Origin of the sequence: Neobacillus rhizosphaerae (genome assembly GCF_937468385.1) — a bacterium.
In the GTDB taxonomy this organism is placed as follows: Bacteria; Bacillota; Bacilli; order Bacillales; family Cytobacillaceae; genus Neobacillus; species Neobacillus rhizosphaerae.
On sequence record NZ_CALBWS010000028.1, the window covers coordinates 56884 to 77153 of the forward strand.

Sequence of the window (20270 nt, forward strand, 5' to 3'; positions counted from 1 at the left end):
AGCGAAGCCATTTTGTCATGGCTTCGCTTTTTATTTATCATAGTTTTTTATCGTCTACAGAATTTAGCCAATTCTCAATTTCTCCAACAACTGATTCGACACAACCATCCTCAAATGGTGAAATTAAGTTTGCTGCCGTGACAAGTCTGGTAAATGACATGCTGCCGCCAAGCTTACATAACTTGACATAATCTACCCAAGCTTCTTCTTGATTCTCTCTTGACCGCTTCCAGAATTGGAAGGCACAAATTTGTGCTAGTGTATAATCAATATAGTAAAATGGTGAATTATAAATGTGTCCCTGGCGCTGCCAGAAGCCACCGTTTTCTAAATACTCAATGCCATCATAATCTTTATGCGGCAAATATTTTTTCTCAATTTCACGCCATTGAAGCTTGCGTTCTACCGAAGATGCTGTTGGATTTTCATATACCCAGTGCTGAAATTCATCAACAGAAACTCCATATGGGAGGAATAATAAGGCAGCACTTAAGTGTGAAAATTTATACTTATCAGTATCTTCCTTAAAAAACAAATCCATCCATGGCCAAGTAAAGAATTCCATACTCATCGAATGAATTTCGCAGGCCTCATAGGTAGGCCAGTAATATTCCGGAATTTCAAACTGACGGCTGGAATAAACCTGGAAAGCATGCCCTGCTTCATGGGTCAACACATCAATATCTCCTGAAGTTCCATTGAAATTAGAAAAGATAAACGGTGCCTTATAGTTCTCAATAAATGTACAATATCCACCGCCTGCTTTCCCTTTCTTGGCAACAAGATCCATTAGGTTATTTTCCTGCATAAAACGGAAAAACTCTCCTGTTTCCTTTGATAGGTCTTCATACATTTTTTGTCCGTTTTCAATAATCCATTCCGGACTTCCCTTTGGAATCGCATTTCCAGACTGAAACACAAAGACTTCATCATAATATTTTAACTGTTCAAGGCCTAATCGTTCGCGCTGACGCTCCTTAAGTTTTGTCGCGATTGGTACAATAAAATCCTTCACCTGCTGGCGGAAATTAGCCACCATTTCTGCGTTGTAATCCGTGCGCATCATGCGGTAATAACCAAGCTCAACAAAATTTTTAAACCCTAGTTTTTGTGCTATTTCCGTTCTTACTTTTACAAGATCATCATAAATACGGTCAAGGTCTTCCTCATGATTAGCGAAGAACCCAAATTTTGCCGCACTTGCCCGTTTACGCATCTCTCTATCCGTCGATTCTATATAAGGATCGATTTGTGCGAGGGTTCGCTCTTCCCCTTCAAACTCAATCTTTGCTGCAGCAATCAACTTCGTATATGCTGTGGATAAACGATTCTCCTTTTGAAGTAATGGAATAATTTCCGGCTTAAAAGTCTTAAGCTGCCCCTCTGCAAGAGCGAAAAGCTGCTTGCCCCACTTTTCTTCTAACTCATTGCGGAATTTTGAATCTATCAATGCTTGATAATACCTAGTAATTAATCCATCAATTTCAGGCCCAATTTCATCCATATAATCTTGCTCTGCTTTATAAAATTCGTCGTTGGTATCTATTGTATGACGAATATTACAGAGATTAAACATCGTGCCAAGGTCATTTCTAAGAAGATTAATTTCATTCATGACCTCACCTTGTTCTTCAATGGAAGCAGCCTTTTTGAAGGCTTCAAGCAACCCATCAAATTTTACCGTTACTTCATCTAATATCGGACGAACGTATGTATAATTTTCAAAACTCATTGAAACAACCCCTTTTTTTCTAATATTCCAACTAAATCATTCGACACACATCGTTAATATACCTTTAATAAAATAAAAAAAACGACCAATTGGCCGTTTTAAAATTTACCCGCAGGCAATCCTAATTTTTTCAATAAGTCAATGGCCTCCATTTTCTCTGAATCTGAGAGACTTGACATCAACTTATCGATTTGTTTTTCATGCTCCGGAAAAATATCCTGAATGAACTTTTTCCCTTCTTCTGTAATTTGCGCATAGGTGACTCGCCGATCATTGGGACAGGCAATTCTTTTCAACATCCCCTTTTGTTCAAGCTTATCCACCACGTAAGTAATGCTTCCGCTTGCAAGCAGGATTTTCCCACCAATTTGCTGCATCGGCTGGTCTCCTTTATGATAAAGCAGTTCTAAAACAGCAAATTCAGTAGGATTTAACCCACTTGCCTGAATAATCTTATTCACGTGTTCATTAATTGCTTTATAAGCTCTTGAAAGAACAATAAATAGCTTTAATGATTTAGTTATTGAATCTTGCTCCATAAAAAACTCATCCTTTTAGGTTAAAATAATTGCCTCGTTTTCACATTTTCATCTGGCAAAATTATCTCGATTTCAAAATTATTATAAAAAAATAATTAATCTATGTCAATTTATCTCAATAAAGTGGGAATATTTCGTTAACATCCGGCCTGATGGTTTGGAAGCACAACTCTGTTTTTTTTATTAAATTTGAACAATTGCTTGTTTATGAATTTCCTCCTATTACCCAATTATTTAAATTTATTATAATTGAAATATTTCGAAACAAGAAATATATATTTCTTATTTCGGCAATTAAGTAGTAAGATAGGATAGAAAAATAGTAAGTTATTTTTATAAAGAAGGGATACAATGAGTCAACAAGCCGTTTTACCTATGAGGGCACAAAAGGCCTCCGAATCACCTATCTATAAAATTCTTTTTATTATTGGCCTGTGTCATTTATTGAATGATGCCATACAGGCTGTTATACCGGCAATGTTTCCTATATTAGAAAGGTCAATGGGTTTAAGCTTTACCCAGCTGGGGGTAATTGCTTTCTCGTTAAATATGGTCTCCTCCGTCATGCAGCCAATGGTCGGATTCTTAACTGACAAAAAGCCAATGCCTTATGCACTGCCAATTGGTCTCTCTTTTACTTTAGTCGGTATTCTTGGTTTAGGTTTTGCTTCTAGTTTTGGAACGATTGTTTTGTCTGTTCTTTTCATCGGCCTCGGTTCAGCTGTATTTCATCCTGAAGGCTCTAGAGTGGCTTATATGGCTGCTGGCAGTCGAAGAGGACTTGCACAGTCCATTTATCAAGTTGGAGGGAATACTGGCCAGGCCTTAGCCCCAGTGATTACCGCTTTGATATTAGTTCCACTCGGACAAATTGGAGCATCCTGGTTTACAATAGTGGCCGCACTTGCAGTTATTTTATTAATTTATATCGCAAATTGGTATAATCAGAGATTGAAAACTACTCCAAATCCTGCAAGTATGAAGAGAACGAGCTTAGGTAAGAAGAAAGGCTTATCTAAAGAGGTAAAAAATACATTAGCATTGATATTATTATTAATCTTTGCAAGAACTTGGTACACATCGGGAATTACCAATTTTTACACCTTTTATGTCATAAAAGAATATGCACTTACCATTAAAGAATCTCAGGTCTTTTTGTTCGCATTTTTACTATCTGGAGCAATCGGTACATTCTTTGGAGGTCCATTGTCTGACAGATTTGGAAAGAAAAACATCATTTCCTTTTCGATGTTAGCGTCCGTTCCTTTTTCGATTCTTATTCCGCATGTTCCGCCGACCATGGCATTTATCTTCCTAATTCTTACAGGGTTTATTTTAATGACTAGTTTTTCGGTTACCGTGGTGTATGCACAAGAATTAGTCCCAGGAAAAATTGGGACGATGTCTGGTTTGACTGTTGGTCTTGCGTTTGGTATGGGGGCCATTGGTTCTGTAGGTCTGGGATACATTGCGGACTGGATTGGTCTGCAGTCAATGATCACATGGCTTGGAGTATTGCCATTGCTAGGATTACTCGCGTTCCTGCTTCCAACGGATCAAAAGGTTTGGGAATGGAATCAAAAATAAGAAAAGCGCAAGGCGCCCGCCTATCGGCGTATGGACTGGAGCGCTTCGACTGAGATAAAGGAAACACGGTGAGCGGAGCGAACCGATGTTGACTTATCGTAGGGAGAAGAGCGAAGTACACTAGCCGATGGCGCCTGGAGCTGGACATTTCTCGAAGTCCAATGTTTTAAATTCTTATATAATAATAAAGGATGGGCTGCGCCCATCCTTTTTATTTGATTTCTTGAATTTTACGGTGTAATTCTGCCTTTTCCTCATCTGTAAGCATTCTTTCAGCCATTGGGAATAACACGTTTTCCTCTTTGGAAAAATGTTCTGTTAGTATGAGGTAAGCGTTTTTAATTAATTCTGCAAATTTTTTCTTTTCATCCGTTGATGCTTGACTACCTTCTACCTTAGCTAGAAAGGCTCCGATATTTGATTTTGCTTGGTCATGCTCATATTCCATAACCGCAATCGGTCCTGAAGTTGTTCCGATATAAGCCCCCATCATTGGGAACAAGACACCCTCTTCTCTTTCAGAATGCGGGTCAAGTGCTTTCTTAAATTCTTTTACTTTCAAAATTAATTCATTAAAATTAATTTCTACATCCATTTCTTGATCGATTTTTTCCGTCAGGCCGTACAATCCTTCTAATTGTTCTAATAATGGAGGATGTTCACTTTTTAATTGTTTAAGCCCTTCACTTAATTCAGCTTGAGGCAGACCTCCAAAACCACTCATGCAGCCACTCATGCTCATTCACCTCTATCATTATCTTTTGAGCCTCAAGTATAAAAGTAACCATCAATTAACGTAGTGACATAGGTCACATTTATTCAAAAATTGCTTAAAGCAAAGCTTTTTTTGACAATTTCATGAAAACGCTTTAGTTTTTTGAAAAATTTTAACATTTATCACTCAAAAAGAAATAAAAATTTCATATAATGTAGATAAACCATATATAGGAGGGCTAAATCATGAAAACCCCAAATTATCATGACTTTTATCAAAAGGCACTAATACCGATTGGTTTAAAGGACCTTACATTACTAAAAGAATCCGAGGCATACTCCCCTGATTCACCTTCAACACATTGGCTCATTGCCGTAGAAGGGGTACAGCTCCCGCAGAAGAAGATTTATTATCACTGGAAAGTGAGCATTTACCCAGCTGATGGTGAAGCCGATTTCAATTATAAAAAACCTTTTTATTGTTCACCAGGTATGATGTCAATGGATGAAGCAATCGCACTGGCTTCTTCATTCGTTGCATCCGGCAATAAAGATGAACTTTCTCCTATTGCTCTACTAGAGAAAATAAGCTAAGCCCCTAAAATAACTACCTTTTGCTTCACCTTCTTTTTACCCTCATTTGTGAAAAAACCTACATATAGTGATATTATCCCATTTGTAAAAAAAAGTACTGCCTGCAAATCGCAAACAGCACTCTTTCTATTTTTCAGTTAAGCTAACCGGAACACAATCCCATGTCCGCCTTTTGGATATTCCCATTTAATGTTTTGGTATGGACAGCCGATGCGACAGCTTCCACATTCGTGACAGCCTTCATATCCTACCTGCATCCTTGTTCCTTCCCACTTATACACTTCAGCCGGGCAAAATACTGTACAAACTTTATCGGGGCATTGAGTCATACAAACATCATGATCGAGCACGGTTAAATGGGACTTCGTGTCACACTTAAAACGGAGAAGATATTGTTTTTCTTCGATATTCTTCGTTGACATTATTTCACCGCCTTCCAAGCACGATATATATCTTGCAATACTCGAAGGGTTCCTTTTTCTCCTGTTACACTCTTCATAATTTGTTTTTGTTTTTCACGTTTTGGCGTGCCATCTACTGTGAAGAATTTGCTCATCGCTTTATTCATCATCGGTACATAGTCATTAAAGTATTGTGGATACTTCTCAAACGTATGAGCGGCATCTTTATATTTCTCTAAATCTTTCATGATAAAGCTGCCATAAAGGGCTTCACGGTAACTATTTAAACTAGACTCACTGAAATCCTCACGATTTTTTGCTTGAACAACGGCCTCCGCAGCTAGTTTTCCAGAATACATCGCCATGTTCGAACCTTCACGATGAATGGCATTTACAAGCTGGGCGGCATCACCGATAACAATAACACCATTACCTGCCACCTTCGGAACCGAACGGTAACCACCTTCTGGAATAAGGTGAGCAAGATACTCAGCCGATTCCCCTCCATCAATCAACGGTTTAACCATTGGATGATTTTTCAAGTAATCTAGTAGCTCATATGGCTTCAATTTCGCTTTAATCATACTGGACAGTGTTGTTCCTACTCCTATGTTCAAGCTATCTTTATTCGTATAAAGGAAAGCTGTGCCGAGGTTACCTTTGGTTGAATCACCAAAAATCTCAATCGTACAACCTTGGTTATCTTCCACATTAAAGCGGTCATTAATTTTTTCCTTTGGTAGATTAATAACTTCCATAACCGTTAAGGCTACTTCATCTGGACGAAACTCTTTATGGAAGCCTAATTGCTTGGAAAGGAGTGAGTTAACACCGTCAGCTAGAACCACGACATCTGCATAAACTTCTCCATCCGGGCGATCGGTTCGAACACCAACAACCTTACCGTTTTCAACAATACACTCTGTGACAACAGTTTCGTTGATCAAGAGGGCTCCTGCTTCAACTGCTTTCCCCGCAAACCATTGGTCAAACTGTGCCCGGAGCACCGTAAAATTATTATATGGTTCAACTGCCCATTCAAGACCTTTATAGCCAAATTGCACGACTGACTCTTTATCCAACATCCAGAAACGCTGTTCAATAACTGGTCTCTCAAGTGGTGCTTCCTTCCAAAACTCAGGAACTAATTCTTCCATTTGTTTGCGGTATAATACCCCACCCATTACGTTTTTAGCCCCCGGGTATTCCCCTCTTTCAATAAGCAAAACGTTTAGGCCATTTTTTGCACAAGTTAAGGCACATGAGGAACCTGCAGGTCCCGCCCCAACAACGATGACATCAAATTTTTCAGGCATAGCTTATTTCACCGCCTTTTTCTGTCCTTAGCTGCTTAAATTGCTCGATTAGTTTTGGGAGGATTTCCATTGCATCTCCTACAATTCCATATGTTGCTACGTCAAAAATTGGTGCGTTCGGATCTTTATTGATGGCGATGATAAACTCGGAATTTTTCATACCGACGACATGTTGAATGGCACCTGATATACCAATGGCAAAATAGATTTTTGGTGTCACTGTTTCACCTGTTTGCCCAACTTGTTGCTCATGTGGCAGCCAACCTGCTTCAACCACATCACGTGTACCGCCCACACTTGCACCAATCGTTTCTGCTAATTCATGGATGAGCTGGAAGTTTTGAAAATCTCCCATTCCTTTACCGCCACAGACAATCACATGGGCATCAGCCAAGTTAACTTTTTTTGTTACATCATTCACAATTTGAAGCACTTTTGTACGCATATCTTCTTCTTGTAATGATATTTTTTCTTCAATAACATTACCAAGTCGAACATTATCTGGTTCTAATGCCTTCATGACCTTTGGTCTGACAGTGGCCATTTGTGGACGATGCTTTTTACAAAGTATCGTTGCCATAATATTACCGCCAAATGCTGGACGGCTTGCCTCTAATAATCTATTTTCCACATCTACGTCCAACATCGTTGTATCTGCAGTTAAACCTGTGTTTAAATCCGTTGCAACGGCACTAGCTAAATCTTTTCCGTTTGGTGTTGCCCCATAAAGGATGATTTCTGGTTTGTATTTTTCAGCCAGCAGCATAACACCCTTCATATAAGACTCTGTTCGATAATTCTTTAATACTGGATGGTCGATAATGTATACTTGATCGGCACCGTAAGAAATTACTTGATTTGCTAATTGTTTTATTTCGCTTCCAAGTAAAAATCCCGATAATGGAACTTGTAATTTATCTGCTAGCTTCCTGCCAGCCCCAAGTAATTCCAGGGAAACACCTTCAATTTTCCCATCGTTTTGTTCGATGAATATCCAGACTCCACGATAATCGTCTAGATTCATGTAAACCCCTCCCTGCGAGACAAGATTAATCATATTATTTAGATGACTGGATTGTTAACAGGTCCTTTTTCTCCATCAAGACTTCCATCAGCTGACTAACCTGCTCATCAGCAGAGCCCTCAAGCCTTTTACCGCCTTCTGGCCGTGGTGGTGAAAACATTTTACCAACGATTGTTGGTGAACCTTTCAGACCAAGCTGCGTGCGTTCCACATTTTCAAGATCACTTACCGCCCAGATAGTCGGCTCATACCTTGCGGCTTTAATCATGTTTGGCATCGGCGAATAATCAATGTCATTTATTTCTTTTTCAACCGTTAATAAGCATGGTAATTCTGACTGAATTAATTCATAGCCACTGGTTAATTTTCGTTTAATTAAAACGGTTTTTTCTTTTTGGTTGACTTCCGTCACTTCGATTACATTGGTAACCGGTGGAATATCCATTCTTCTTGCGATACCTGGTCCAACCTGTCCCGTATCTCCATCTATGGCATGTTTCCCGCAAATTACCATGTCCACTGGGAGATCCTTGCTGATTCTTTCCAGTGCTTTTGATAGGGCATAACTTGTTGCAAGAGTATCAGCACCTGCGAAAGCACGGTCAGAAATTAGATAACCTCTATCTGCACCTATTTCGATGCTCTTCTTTATAACAGCCGTTGCTTGCGGCGGTCCCATAGACAATACCGAAATCGTACCACCAGTTTTTTCCTTAATTTTCACGGCCTCTTGAACAGCATGGGCATCGTAAGGATTTAAAATGGCTGGCGCACTTCGGCGGTCGAGTGTGTTTGTTTTTGGATTGATTTTTATAATTTTTGTATCTGGTACTTGTTTGACACATACGACAATGTGCATGTAGGACTTTCCCTCCTCCATTTGATCTCTAAATTATTGAAAGCGCTTGCTTTCTTTGGCTATAAAAAATGCCTTTATTTACGATATATGAATCGCAACATAAGCATAGTACCAAACAAATCGTTTTCTTTTTTTCTTACATCGAGGTAATTTATGTAGTTAATCTTGTTGTATATATTTTTTATATGGTTCTACTATAACTATATGAAATATTTTGATAATAACAATGATAAAAATCACAGTAATGTCTAATATTGTAGATATTTATCATTAGTTTTTTTGATTGGAAAAAGATAGAGAGATGACTGAAGTTGTTTAGGCTGATTCTATTATTTGATTCGTCTATTTTCCTGTGGAATGATCAGTCGGCGCTTGCTTCATTTACGTGGAGGTTCAGAATTAAAAGTTTCACTTTGGCTTTTGGGCTTTTGGTTTTCGAAATGTCGGAAGGCCTTCAAACCAGTTCAATGTTAACCCTTCAACAAGAATAATAGAAGACCTTCATCTTTGTAATGATAACAGGGCAGTATGTAATCGTTACGTCCTATTTAGTTTTATTAAACTAAAACTTTTGGCCAGACCATCAGCATTTGCTTAAAAGCAATTTTCACTTCTTCATTTTGTCTTGAAGCTTGTCCTATGATCCTATGATACTCATTGATTAATTCATCTAGTTCTTGGCTGTATTTTATTGTTTCTTCACTTGTAAAACCTAATGTAGTCGCGCTATTAATCATTAATTCCCTTTTTACCTTTATCTCTTCAATCATTTCAGATTGACAATTACTATACTCGTACAATGTGATCCTCCTACTCATTACAATCTTACTGTAAACCACTAATAAAGTAGACTACTTGAAGAATTATGCCAAGAATTATAGTAAATGTAAATACAATCGCAAAAGTAGACAAAACATTCTATATCTTTCGTTTTTCGACATTTTTTTTATTCTCTTTCAAGCATTTTCGACAAGATTTTTTCAAGAATATTAGTTTAATAATTCTGTCTATTTTCTGATACGTTGTGGGCAACTACTGGACAATCGGATGTATATTTTTTTATCTAAAAATTGGGAATTAATTTAATTTTTTTAGGATATTTTTGTAAAAAATAGTGAATCATTTAGCTTCCACAGTAAAAAACTGGCATGCAAAAGTTACTGCCAGTTTTTTACTCACACCTGCTTAAATTAATTTCAAATTTTTGTTGAATTTCTAGTCACAAATGTTATAACTTTTATAATACCTTGTAAAGGGAAAATTTCGAAATTTCAAAAGAGGTGAAGATTCTTGAAACTAAAGATTTCTTGTCTACAAATGGATATCGCCTTTGGAAATCCACTGAAAAACTATGAAATTGTCAATGAGCTTATTGAAAAAGCAGTTACTGATAAGCCGGATATTATTGTCCTTCCAGAACTATGGACAACGGGCTATGATTTGAACCGACTTGAAGAAATTGCAGATATCGATGCTAAACAAACAATCGATTATCTGCAAAAAGCAGCGAAAAAGCACCAGATTCATATGGTCGGCGGTTCTGTCGCGAATCAAGGTGAAAATGGAGTAAAAAATACACTTCTCGTCATCAATAAAAATGGTCAGCTTGTTCATCAATATAATAAACTACATTTGTTTAAACTTATGGACGAGCATCGCTTTTTAGTGGCCGGTAACGAAAAAGGGTTATTTGAACTAGAAGACCGTAAGTTTGCAGGCGTTATTTGTTATGATATTCGGTTCCCTGAATGGATTCGTAGCCATACTTCAGAAGGGGCAGAAGCATTATTTGTGGTTGCCGAATGGCCGGCACTCCGCCTTGCTCATTGGCGCACTCTCCTGATTGCAAGAGCGATTGAAAATCAATGCTTTGTGATCGGATGTAATCGTTCAGGTGACGACCCAAATAACCTATTTGCCGGACACTCTATCATTATTGATCCTTGGGGAGAGGTAATTTCTGAGGCTGGAGAAGGTCAGGAAATCATTACGGCTGAAATCGAATTAGATCAAGTAAGAGAAATCCGAAAGCAGATTCCGGTTTTCGAAGATAGGAAACCAGAGTACTATAAATAATACGCAGAAGCAGATGCGCGAAGTACACTAGCCTCTTTTTGCTGGAGTTCGAAAGTTATTAAAGAAAAATTTTTAAACTTTAGTATCTTTTTAAAATTATTGACAGCTTTCGCTTCATCCTGTTATAGTTTTTTCAGATTGAAAAAAATTGAATATTTTATTTACTCTTATCACGAGCTGGCTGAGGGATTTGGCCCTTTGAAGCCCAGCAACCGACCATAATACCCATTGTGAAATGGGGCGCTTCTTTCGCGCCAGGGGAGAGTCCCCTAAATGGCACGGTGCTAATTCCAACAGAAGGATTGTCTTTCTGAGAGATAAGAGGTGAGAAGAACATCCGTCTTCTAGCCTCTTTCAGATAAGAAAGAGGCTTTTTTAGTGCTGTCGTGCACTCACCAAGCCTCCCAATATAGGAGGAGAATATATGAGTATAATAAAACAAGGAATTTACCACCCACTAACCGAAACAACTGCTATTGAGTTAGCGTTAAATCTTAGTATTTTTTCCGAAGATGCAAAACTATCCTGTAATGAAATTGGTGATGGGAATCTCAATCTAGTTTTTCATGTTGTTGACACACATGCAGGAAAAAGCATTATCATCAAACAAGCTCTTCCCTATGCTAAAGTCGTGGGGGAAAGCTGGCCATTAACAATAAATAGGGCAAAAATTGAAGCAGATGCATTGAAGACTTTTGGTCGAATTGCCCCAGATTTTGTACCAGCAGTTTACTATACAGATGATGTGCTGGCTGTTACCGTCATGGAAGATCTTTCCCATCTTTTGATTGCAAGAACGGGCTTCATTAACGGTGAAACCTACCCGCTTATTTCTACACATCTTGGTGAGTATCTTGCTAAAACATTATTTTACACATCCGATTATGGATTGGGCCCTACCAGAAAAAAAGAACAGGTTCAACAATTTATCAATCCTGAGCTCTGCAAAATCACAGAGGATTTAATTTTTACTGATCCCTATTACGATGCAGAAACAAACGAATTTGAAGAAGGTTTACGTCCTTTTGTTGTAGCTCTTTGGCGTGATGAAGAACTACAATTTCACGTGAATGTATTGAAAAAAACCTTTTTAACTGATGCAGAAGTTCTCCTTCATGGTGACCTACATACCGGAAGTATTTTTGCGAATAATTCAGAAACAAAAGTCATTGACCCTGAATTTGCTTTCTATGGGCCTGCTGGATTTGATATTGGCCAAGTATTTGCAAATCTTCTTTTCCAAGTAATTGTGAACGATAAGAAGCGAGATCTTTTTGTTGAGCATATTGAAACGGTTTGGGATGTCTTTAAGAATACATTTACAATCCTTTGGGAGACTCAAAATAAAGAGGTTTTAGCACAATCGACTTCATTCATATCCTATAATTTATCTAAATTTTTTGCGGATGCCCTTGGTTTTGCAGGCTGTGAGTTAATCAGGAGAACAATTGGGCTCGCACATGTTGCTGATTTAGACGGGATTAAAGACGAGCAAACTAGATTAGCTGCGAAGCGTAAATCTCTGGAGCTTGGGGGAATCCTTATCAAGCAGAGGAAAAATATTAAAGACCTTGGAGAATTTATCGAAATAGTAAAGGGAAAAATAAACTAGAAAAAAAGCAATCCGAACATAATCGGGTTGCTTTTCTACTCTGGTTTCGCCCACATTTCCTCGGGGTTAAGTTCATATATCCCATTTTCGCGGTACATATAATGATTAATAATGAATTCCCTCCGTATTGTCGCATAATCATCATGAAATTGCTTAATATACTCGTTTATTTCTTTTTCACCATACTTTTTACCCATGCTAAGCCCTTGAACCATATGTTCAAACACCATTAATTTCTTCTTTCGTTGAGCTGGAATATTTTTTAATTTTCCTTCCTTTGTGAAGAAATTCTGAATAACCTTTTGTCTCTCTAAACTTATTTCCATCATTTCATCAAGCTCCTCTCCCCTTGTCTCCAGTAACTTTGTGAGCTCCTGCGCCTGCTGTTTAATCATCGATTCATTTAAATAGAAGTAAATAATATTCTTATCCCTTCTTTCATAAACCACATGGACATCCCGCAATTTTTTAAGGTGGTGAGTAATTGTAGGTGCGCTCAGGCCAAGTTTGCCGGCAATCGCCTGTCCGTGCAGCGGGCCTTTTGCTAAAAGGATAACAATTCTTACCCTTGTGGGGTCACCCATTGTTTTATGGAATGCTACTAAGCGATTAAGCTGTATCAAAACCTTCATATCCTTCCGTTTTCACATTTATCTAATTAGATATATATCAAATAACTAATATTTTGTCAACAGCAAAAAAACACTCCCTTTTTTAGAAGTGTTTTCAATTAATACTGTTGCTACCGTCAAATGGGAGGGTTATTTGAAAAATGGTTCCTTTTCCTTCTTCACTTTTTACCTTGATTGTCCCTTTATGCTCATCAATGATTCGATAGCTTACCATTAAGCCAAGGCCAGTTCCTCGATCTTTTGTGGTATAAAACGGTTCACCAAGCCTCTTTATCATTTCTTCAGGTATTCCTGATCCTTCATCTTCAATCGTGATAATAATTCGCTTATTAACAGCTTTCTTGACTGAAATTGTTATCTTGCCTCCACCAGGCATAACCTCGATAGCATTTTTAATTAAATTAATAAAGACTTTTTTTAATTGATTTGGTTCACAATAAATAGCCGGAAGCTGTTCATTATATTCTGTTACAAATTGAACATTATATAGAACCGCTTGGGCAGTAAGCAGGTCAACCGTTTCCTTCATGATTTGATTAATATCCTTCTCTTGAAACCTAATGGCCTGTGGTTTAGCCAAAATCAAAAACTCATTAATAATTGAATCAATTCGCTGAAGTTCTGTAGTAATAACCTGATAATACATCGAATGATCTTTTGTAATACTGCCCTCAAGTAATTGGATGAATCCCTTCAATGCGGTCATGGGATTTCGGATTTCATGAGCTATTCCAGCTGCAAGCTCACCTATCACCGTCAAAGTATCTGACTTCCGCAGCTGCTCTTGCATCGCTACCTTTTCCGTTACATCCTTAAATACAGTAAAATTCAAGCCTTCGACAATGTTAAGTTTTGAAGAGTATTCAAAGTATTTCTTTCTTCCATCTTCATAGTCAATAATGAATGTGGAGGTACATTTTCCATTATTAAAAACCTGATCAATATGATTCACTATTTCCTGTTTCTTTACATCCTGGAAGATATCTAGATTGTATATCCGATGTCCAATTAACTTTTCCTTTGAAATCCCAATCATTCTTTCACCAGCATAATTAATATCAGTGATACAGTGCTGATCATCCCATAATATAAGTCCTTCATTGGAATCTTCAAAAATTCGTCTATATTTTTGTTCGCTTTTTTGCAAATCAGTTTCCTTCATCTGCATCTCCTTATTTTCATGAGATAAAGCATTTTCCTGATTGAACTGCTTCTCCACTTATAGCCACCCCGCGAACTTCTTTAATCATGGTTTAATGATAAGTCATTTATTCTACATATTATGAGAAAAATCCTTTTAATATGACTATCATATTTTATTAATGGCTTATAATCGAAAAAAAAACGCAAAACTAGGCGTTTTGCGTTTTTTTTATTTATAACATAGGATTTTCATGCTTTGCCTTTAGGCGCGACCATCTTAATTCGACTTCAGCTTCAAATTCTTCCAAAATTGGTTTGTTTTCCTCTTTTAGAAGATGTTTTGTTTTACCCATATATTTTAACCAATCAGAAAGTGGAACACGTTTTTTCTTTTCCTCTGGATTGTAGGTAATCGTGGTAACCCCTTGTTCTATTTCATAAAGAGGGAAGAAACAAGAATTTACCGCTTCTTCGACAATTTTTGTACCATAGCGATCATCTGATTTCCAGTTTAATGGACAAGTAATTAGGATTTTCCCATAAACGGTCCCTACATTCTGCGCATACCATTGTGCTTTTGCACCTTTTTTAACCAAATCTTGTGGGAATGCTTCGGTACCAGTAAACACATAAGGAATATTTGTTGCAGCCATAATTTGAGCAGTATCTTTATGATGGAATGCTTTTCCTCGTTGTTTTTTCCCTACTCCAGATGTACTTGTCATATGACCCAATGGTGTTGAATAAGACAATTGTGAGCCTGTATTCATGTAACCTTCGTTATCATATTCAAGCATAATTAACTTATGTCCTCGCAGTGCTGTTCCAATGGCAGAACCCATTCCAATGTCCATTCCACCGTCACCAGTAATCATCACAAATGTGGCATCATCAGATACTTCAATTTCGCCACGGCGTTTTAATTCCATGAATGCTTCCACTGTACCTGATAAAGTGGCTGCACCATTTTGGAATAGATTATGCATCATCGTTTGCTTGTGAGAGCTGTGTGGATAAGCAGTAGTTGTAACGTACGCACAGCCTGTTTGGAATAGTGTAACGATATCTCCCTCAATACCTTTAAAGAACAATTCAAGACCCGCAAAAATTCCGCATCCTGGACATGCTCCGTGACCAGATGCAATTCGTTTTGGTTTTGATGTAAGTGCACGTAGCGGAGGAATTTTTACCTTTAATTTATTGGTCTCTTCATCCATGTTCACTTCAATTAAACCAGATTTATAGACATCCCCATGCTGAGGTGTAATAACGGGCTTAAGGATATTTTCTGGATTACCTGGAATATGACCATAATAATCAAATGGCTTTTCAGCATAGCCTTTTTCCATCGCATCAATCGCCATATTAAAGAAATCATGTGCTTCACTTGCATAGAAATCTTTACCGCCAAGTCCAAATACACGGCTTAGGACGATTGTTTGATTGTTTCGGTCCTCTTGAAGTGCAGATTTCACTTCATGTGTTAAGTTAGGACCATGAGCTCCATATGAATCTGCACGTTCACCGACTAATAAAGCTTTTACATTCTTAAGTGCTTCACGGATTTCTTTCGCAGGAAATGGTCGGATGATATTCGGACTAATAACCCCTGCCTTCACTCCTTTGGCACGTAATTGATCAACAACATCTTTAGCCGACTCTGCAGCAGAGTTTAATAGGAATACTGCAACATCGGCATCCTCCATATTATATAAATCTAGAACAGGATATTCCCGACCAGAAACCTTCGCATATTCACTTGAAATCTCTTTAAATACTTCCCCAGCATTGTAGATGGCTTCAGATTGTTGGAAATGGTTATTTATGATATCCTCGCCATTCATATGTGCACCGATGGTAACAGGTTTCTTAGGATCTCTAGCGAAATTGTAATCAGTTGGGCATTCACCTACAAATTGTTGAACTATTTTACGGTCTTTGAAGTATTCTACTTTACGCTTCTGATGGGATGTCCAGAATCCATCATAAGCAACAATAACTGGCAAACGAACTTTTGAGTGTTCCGCAATCTTTAATGCCATGATATTCATATCATAAACGGCTTGTGGCGTTCTCGCTGTTAAAATAACCCATCCTGTGTTTAAAGCATAATAAAGGTCTGAGTGATCACCGCGAATATCAAGCGGACCACTAACTGCACGGGTTACGAGGTTCAAAACCATTGGAAAACGAGTACCCGCTTGAACAGGTAGCTGTTCAATCATATATAATAGACCATTTGCACTGGTTGCATTAACTACGCGCGCCCCGGTTGCTGCCGCACCGTAACAAATTCCAGCTGATCCGTGCTCACCATCTGCTGGAATCAGTTTAATATCATGCTCACCGCGTGTTTTCATTAGATCTAAATATTGCGCTACCTCTGTTGATGGTGTGATTGGAAAATATCCCATGATATGATAGTTGATTTGAGCCGCTGCCATCGCTGCCATTTCATTTCCAGATTCAAAGGTAGAAACCTGTTCGGCGATGCCTTGGGATGTTAATTTATCTTCTAAAATGGACATTAGAGAATACCTCCTGCAACATAAGGAAAGTTTTGTTTTACACGATTTTCATCGGCGTACCCAATCATTTCACGAAGATCGCCTAGAGCATCCGTTGGACAGGCTTCAACGCATTTTAAGCAGCCTTTACAATATTGATAGTCAATTCCTTTAAGAAACATTTGCTTTCTACCACGTTTGTCTTCCCCTTCTTCCCAAACAAAGCAATAATCTGGACAAACATTATCGCAGGCTGCACAGTTAATGCATTTATCCTGTTTAAACTCTGGAAGGAATCCTTGGCGCGAACCACTTAAATCTTTTAAAATACTATTTGCTGGAGAAACAATGACTCCACCGATTTCCTGTGTCATATAACCAACCTGTGGAAGCGGGCGTGTGAACGCCTTACCTACAGCTCCTATTGGTACTTCATATGTTTTAAATTGAACTTCATTATATCCGCGGTCAAATGTACGAATATTTGGTTCAACAAGATGTGGATATTTTTTTTCAAATGTTTTTCGGATGACATCTCTCATTGAATCTGGATCTAAGAAATCACAGATGCGATATAATGCCCCTAGCATGGCAGTATTTACTTTTGTTTTTTCCTCAACCGCAATGGTTAAGGCATCAACAATTGCTAATGTGCCATATTCGAACTGTAAGTCCTTTTTAACATCATCAAAATCTCTTGCGCTATTAACCAATACAATACCATCGGCGTCTAAACCGCTTACAACATTTACGGTTTTGTAAAGCGCTTCATGGAATACTCCAACAACATGTGGCTGTTCGATCGGGCTATGGTCACGGATTTGAACATCCGCCTCACAAAAACGAATAAAGCTTTTTACTGGAGATCCTTTCTTTTCAGATCCATATGATGAAAAGTTGGAACCGTTCAACCCAAGGCTAAACACACCAGCTTCCGCCAGCATTTTTCCTGCTAGGTTAGCTCCAAGACCACCGATTGATTCTAATCGGATTTCAAAGAATCCTAGCTCATTTTTTTTCGGTAAAATAGACATATTGCCCCTCCCCATTTTCGTTCAAAAAATTCACAAGAAATAGACATAAAAAATTAACTTTCCAAAATAATTGTAGGACATTAATTCTTTTTAAGCTGTGACAAATGTTAAACAACGCTAAAAAAATTTTGTAACACAATCTTTCCGATAAGAAAAAACGCTAATTTATATGGATTTATAGCATTAATCCAATTATATAACAGTACCCCTTCTGTGATATAACAGATTTCCAAAAAAGAAAAACCTGCCACATTTAATAGTGGCAGGCAATTGCTTTTTATTGAATTAGAGATCGTTTATTACAAATAGGTAGCCGTCCACGCTTTTAAAGGCCCTGGTCCTTTGGAAATTTTATCTCCAACATCTTCTAAGACTCCTACCAATATGGCAGGAGTCTTCTTAATGTTTGAGGGATATATTTTTCGTCCAAAATAAGCTAGAATAAAGTGAAACTTCCATCAGTGGGGGTTTTACTGCCCATTAATGAGGGATAAAAATTGTTTATTTGCATAAAGGAGTTTTCTAATGAATGTTATCTGTTCTACCTTGAACGCCAAATATATCCATACAAACCTTGCAATTCGCTATTTAAAGGCTTACGCCGCCCCGGAATATAACATACAAATGAAAGAGTACACCATTAAGGATCCAGTCATGAACATCGTTTCCGATCTTTATCAAGCTAAACCAACGGTGATTGGATTTAGTTGCTATATCTGGAATATCGAAGAAACCCTTAAAGTCGTCAATATGATAAAGAAAATCGACCCATCCATTCTGATTGTCTTAGGAGGACCTGAAGTAACCTATGATACCGCTGAATGGATGGAAAAACAGCCCGATATTGATTTTATTGTCATCGGTGAGGGTGAACAAACGTTTAAACAATTACTTACTGAAATTCAAACCACGAACAATTATGATCATGTCCCTGGAATTGCCTATCGCCATAATGGAGAAGTCATGATAACCCCACAAATGAATAAGCTGGACCTTAAAGAACTTCCATCTCCGTACCGCTTTCCTGAAGATATAGGAAATTTAGGAAAACGGGTCGCTTATATCGAGACCAGCAGGGGCTGCCCGTTTAGCTGTCAATTTTGCCTGTCCTCCATTGAAGTCGGAGTCCGTTATTTTGATCGGGAAACAATTAAAGAAGATATTCGTTACTTAATGGCTAATGGAGCAAAGACGATTAAGTTCGTTGACCGTACTTTTAATATCAGTCGTAGCTATGCCATGGAAATGTTCCGCTTCCTTATTGATGAGCATCTACCTGGCACCGTTTTTCAGTTTGAAATCACAGCTGATATTATGCGTCCAGAGGTGATTGAATTTCTAAATCAAGAAGCCCCAAAAGGACTGTTCCGTTTTGAAATAGGTGTTCAGTCAACAAATGACTATACGAATGAACTTGTGATGCGAAAGCAAAACTTTACCAAGCTGACAAGAACTGTCACGATGGTAAAGGAAGGCCAAAAAATTGATCAGCATCTCGATCTGATTGCTGGGCTCCCAGAAGAAGATTATTCTTCCTTTCGGAAAACGTTCAACGATGTCTTTGAGATGAGACCTGAAGAATTACAATTAGGCTTTTTGAAAATGCTTCGTGGTACTGGTGTACGACTTCGAGCTTCTGACCATCAATATGTTTACATGGATCATTCTCCATATGAAATCTTAAGTAATAATGTCTTATCATTTGACGATATTGTGAGAATCAAACAGGTGGAAGATGTATTAGAAAAGTATTGGAACGACCATAGAATGGATCGGACTGTTGAATACCTAGTCACGAATGTGTTCACATCACCATTTGATTTCTTCCAGGAATTTGGTTCCTACTGGGAAGAACAGGGTTGGTCAAGAATCGGACACCAACTTGAAGACCTATTTCGCCGATTGCACTTCTTTCTTGAGCAAAAATCTGTCAAGAACCTCGACGTAATTGTCGGTCTCATGAAGTATGATTACCTAAAAAATCATAAGTATAAGCCTAGAAAGCCTTGGTGGGAAGCAAGTTTTGATAAAAGTGCACGCGTACAATTGTATAAACAAATCATTGAGAATCCGAACCATTTAGGGCAGGAATACATCGAGCTTCACCTGGATGAAAAGGAATTATTTAAGCATACGATGCTTGAGGAGCTTTCCTTTGATTTGGCAAAGTATTTAACAAAGGGAGAAATTGAAAAGAAGACTGCTTGTTTATTGGCCTACTTTGAGCCATCAAATGACCGCACACTTATTTTTCCATTTAAAGAATTAAAATAAGCCGGATTAATCCGGCTTATTTCAGATTGTAGACAAAAGGCATCCGAATGAGCCCATTCGGGTGCCTTTTCGTTGAATTTTTGCTCGTAAGAGCAGAATTTAGACCTATCCCATCCATACTTTTAGGCCATTTCTGGACTTTCCCAAGTCCAATTGGCCATCTTTTTCAAATTCATGGCAGCAAAAGTAAGCATCGCCTGCATGGACAATTTTTTTAGGCCCCTTA

17 protein-coding genes and 1 riboswitch are annotated in these 20270 nt (G+C 38.1%); of the genes, 5 read left to right on the forward strand and 12 right to left on the reverse strand.

Annotated elements, in window-relative coordinates; all coding sequences use genetic code 11:
• Nucleotides 1–37: 37 nt before the first annotated feature.
• Both M5A78_RS18620 and M5A78_RS18625 read right to left on the reverse strand, forming a co-directional pair.
• Nucleotides 38–1732, reverse strand: coding sequence for a M3 family oligoendopeptidase (locus M5A78_RS18620; protein ID WP_248736783.1), 1695 nt, complete (start codon nucleotides 1730–1732; stop codon nucleotides 38–40).
• Nucleotides 1733–1830: 98 nt separating this feature from the next.
• Nucleotides 1831–2271, reverse strand: coding sequence for a MarR family winged helix-turn-helix transcriptional regulator (locus M5A78_RS18625; protein WP_248736784.1), 441 nt, complete (start codon nucleotides 2269–2271; stop codon nucleotides 1831–1833).
• A 351-nt stretch (nucleotides 2272–2622) separates the two neighbouring features.
• Here M5A78_RS18625 and M5A78_RS18630 point away from each other — a divergent pair, with 351 nt between their 5' ends.
• The gene (locus M5A78_RS18630) at nucleotides 2623–3858 is read left to right on the forward strand and encodes an MFS transporter (protein ID WP_248736785.1); all 1236 of its coding nucleotides are present in this window, start codon (nucleotides 2623–2625) and stop codon (nucleotides 3856–3858) included.
• A gap of 211 nt (nucleotides 3859–4069) precedes the next feature.
• Here M5A78_RS18630 and M5A78_RS18635 read toward each other — a convergent pair whose 3' ends face one another.
• On the reverse strand, nucleotides 4070–4582 hold the full coding sequence (locus tag M5A78_RS18635) for a hemerythrin domain-containing protein (RefSeq protein ID WP_248736786.1): 513 nt from the start codon (nucleotides 4580–4582) through the stop codon (nucleotides 4070–4072).
• Nucleotides 4583–4818: 236 nt separating this feature from the next.
• Here M5A78_RS18635 and M5A78_RS18640 point away from each other — a divergent pair, with 236 nt between their 5' ends.
• Complete coding sequence (locus M5A78_RS18640) at nucleotides 4819–5166, forward strand: hypothetical protein (protein WP_248736787.1); 348 nt, start codon at nucleotides 4819–4821, stop codon at nucleotides 5164–5166.
• Nucleotides 5167–5303: 137 nt separating this feature from the next.
• Here M5A78_RS18640 and M5A78_RS18645 read toward each other — a convergent pair whose 3' ends face one another.
• The 5 genes from M5A78_RS18645 to M5A78_RS18665 form a co-directional block, all read right to left on the reverse strand.
• Entirely contained in the window at nucleotides 5304–5588 is a 285-nt protein-coding gene (locus M5A78_RS18645; RefSeq protein ID WP_248736788.1) for a ferredoxin family protein, read from the reverse strand.
• Nucleotides 5588–6883, reverse strand: a complete 1296-nt coding sequence (locus M5A78_RS18650; protein ID WP_248736789.1) for an FAD-dependent oxidoreductase — start codon at nucleotides 6881–6883, stop codon at nucleotides 5588–5590. The genes M5A78_RS18645 and M5A78_RS18650 overlap by 1 nt, the downstream gene beginning before the upstream one ends.
• Nucleotides 6876–7907: an electron transfer flavoprotein subunit alpha/FixB family protein gene (locus M5A78_RS18655; protein WP_248736790.1), complete on the reverse strand. Its 1032-nt coding sequence runs from the start codon at nucleotides 7905–7907 to the stop codon at nucleotides 6876–6878. The genes M5A78_RS18650 and M5A78_RS18655 overlap by 8 nt, the downstream gene beginning before the upstream one ends.
• A 34-nt stretch (nucleotides 7908–7941) precedes the next feature.
• Nucleotides 7942–8766 (reverse strand): electron transfer flavoprotein subunit beta/FixA family protein, encoded by an 825-nt coding sequence (locus tag M5A78_RS18660; RefSeq protein WP_248736791.1) that lies wholly within the window; start codon nucleotides 8764–8766, stop codon nucleotides 7942–7944.
• A gap of 557 nt (nucleotides 8767–9323) precedes the next feature.
• The gene (locus M5A78_RS18665; protein ID WP_248736792.1) at nucleotides 9324–9566 is read right to left on the reverse strand and encodes an aspartyl-phosphate phosphatase Spo0E family protein; all 243 of its coding nucleotides are present in this window, start codon (nucleotides 9564–9566) and stop codon (nucleotides 9324–9326) included.
• A gap of 490 nt (nucleotides 9567–10056) precedes the next feature.
• Here M5A78_RS18665 and M5A78_RS18670 point away from each other — a divergent pair, with 490 nt between their 5' ends.
• Both M5A78_RS18670 and mtnK read left to right on the forward strand, forming a co-directional pair.
• Nucleotides 10057–10842 carry a carbon-nitrogen family hydrolase gene (locus tag M5A78_RS18670; RefSeq protein ID WP_264760472.1) on the forward strand — a complete coding sequence of 262 codons (786 nt, stop codon included), beginning with the start codon at nucleotides 10057–10059 and terminating at the stop codon, nucleotides 10840–10842.
• 164 nt (nucleotides 10843–11006) lie between these two features.
• Nucleotides 11007–11166: riboswitch (SAM riboswitch) on the forward strand.
• A 100-nt stretch (nucleotides 11167–11266) separates the two neighbouring features.
• Nucleotides 11267–12454 carry an S-methyl-5-thioribose kinase gene (gene mtnK, locus M5A78_RS18675; RefSeq protein ID WP_248736793.1) on the forward strand — a complete coding sequence of 396 codons (1188 nt, stop codon included), beginning with the start codon at nucleotides 11267–11269 and terminating at the stop codon, nucleotides 12452–12454.
• 35 nt (nucleotides 12455–12489) lie between these two features.
• Here the strand turns inward: mtnK and M5A78_RS18680 are convergent, their stop codons facing one another.
• From M5A78_RS18680 to M5A78_RS18695, 4 genes are all read right to left on the reverse strand, one after another.
• A complete protein-coding gene (locus M5A78_RS18680; protein ID WP_248736804.1) occupies nucleotides 12490–13074 on the reverse strand; it encodes a DUF2087 domain-containing protein in 585 nt (194 codons plus the stop codon).
• Between the two features lie 106 nt (nucleotides 13075–13180).
• A complete protein-coding gene (locus tag M5A78_RS18685; protein WP_248736794.1) occupies nucleotides 13181–14305 on the reverse strand; it encodes a PAS domain-containing sensor histidine kinase in 1125 nt (374 codons plus the stop codon).
• Between the two features lie 157 nt (nucleotides 14306–14462).
• Entirely contained in the window at nucleotides 14463–16757 is a 2295-nt protein-coding gene (locus tag M5A78_RS18690; protein ID WP_248736795.1) for a thiamine pyrophosphate-dependent enzyme, read from the reverse strand.
• Nucleotides 16757–17770 (reverse strand): 2-oxoacid:acceptor oxidoreductase family protein, encoded by a 1014-nt coding sequence (locus M5A78_RS18695; RefSeq protein ID WP_248736796.1) that lies wholly within the window; start codon nucleotides 17768–17770, stop codon nucleotides 16757–16759. Before M5A78_RS18695 ends, M5A78_RS18690 begins: the two co-directional genes overlap by 1 nt.
• A gap of 525 nt (nucleotides 17771–18295) precedes the next feature.
• On the opposite strand from M5A78_RS18695, the gene M5A78_RS18700 reads away from it, so the two are divergent.
• Complete coding sequence (locus tag M5A78_RS18700; protein ID WP_248736797.1) at nucleotides 18296–20044, forward strand: B12-binding domain-containing radical SAM protein; 1749 nt, start codon at nucleotides 18296–18298, stop codon at nucleotides 20042–20044.
• Nucleotides 20045–20270: the final 226 nt, after the last annotated feature.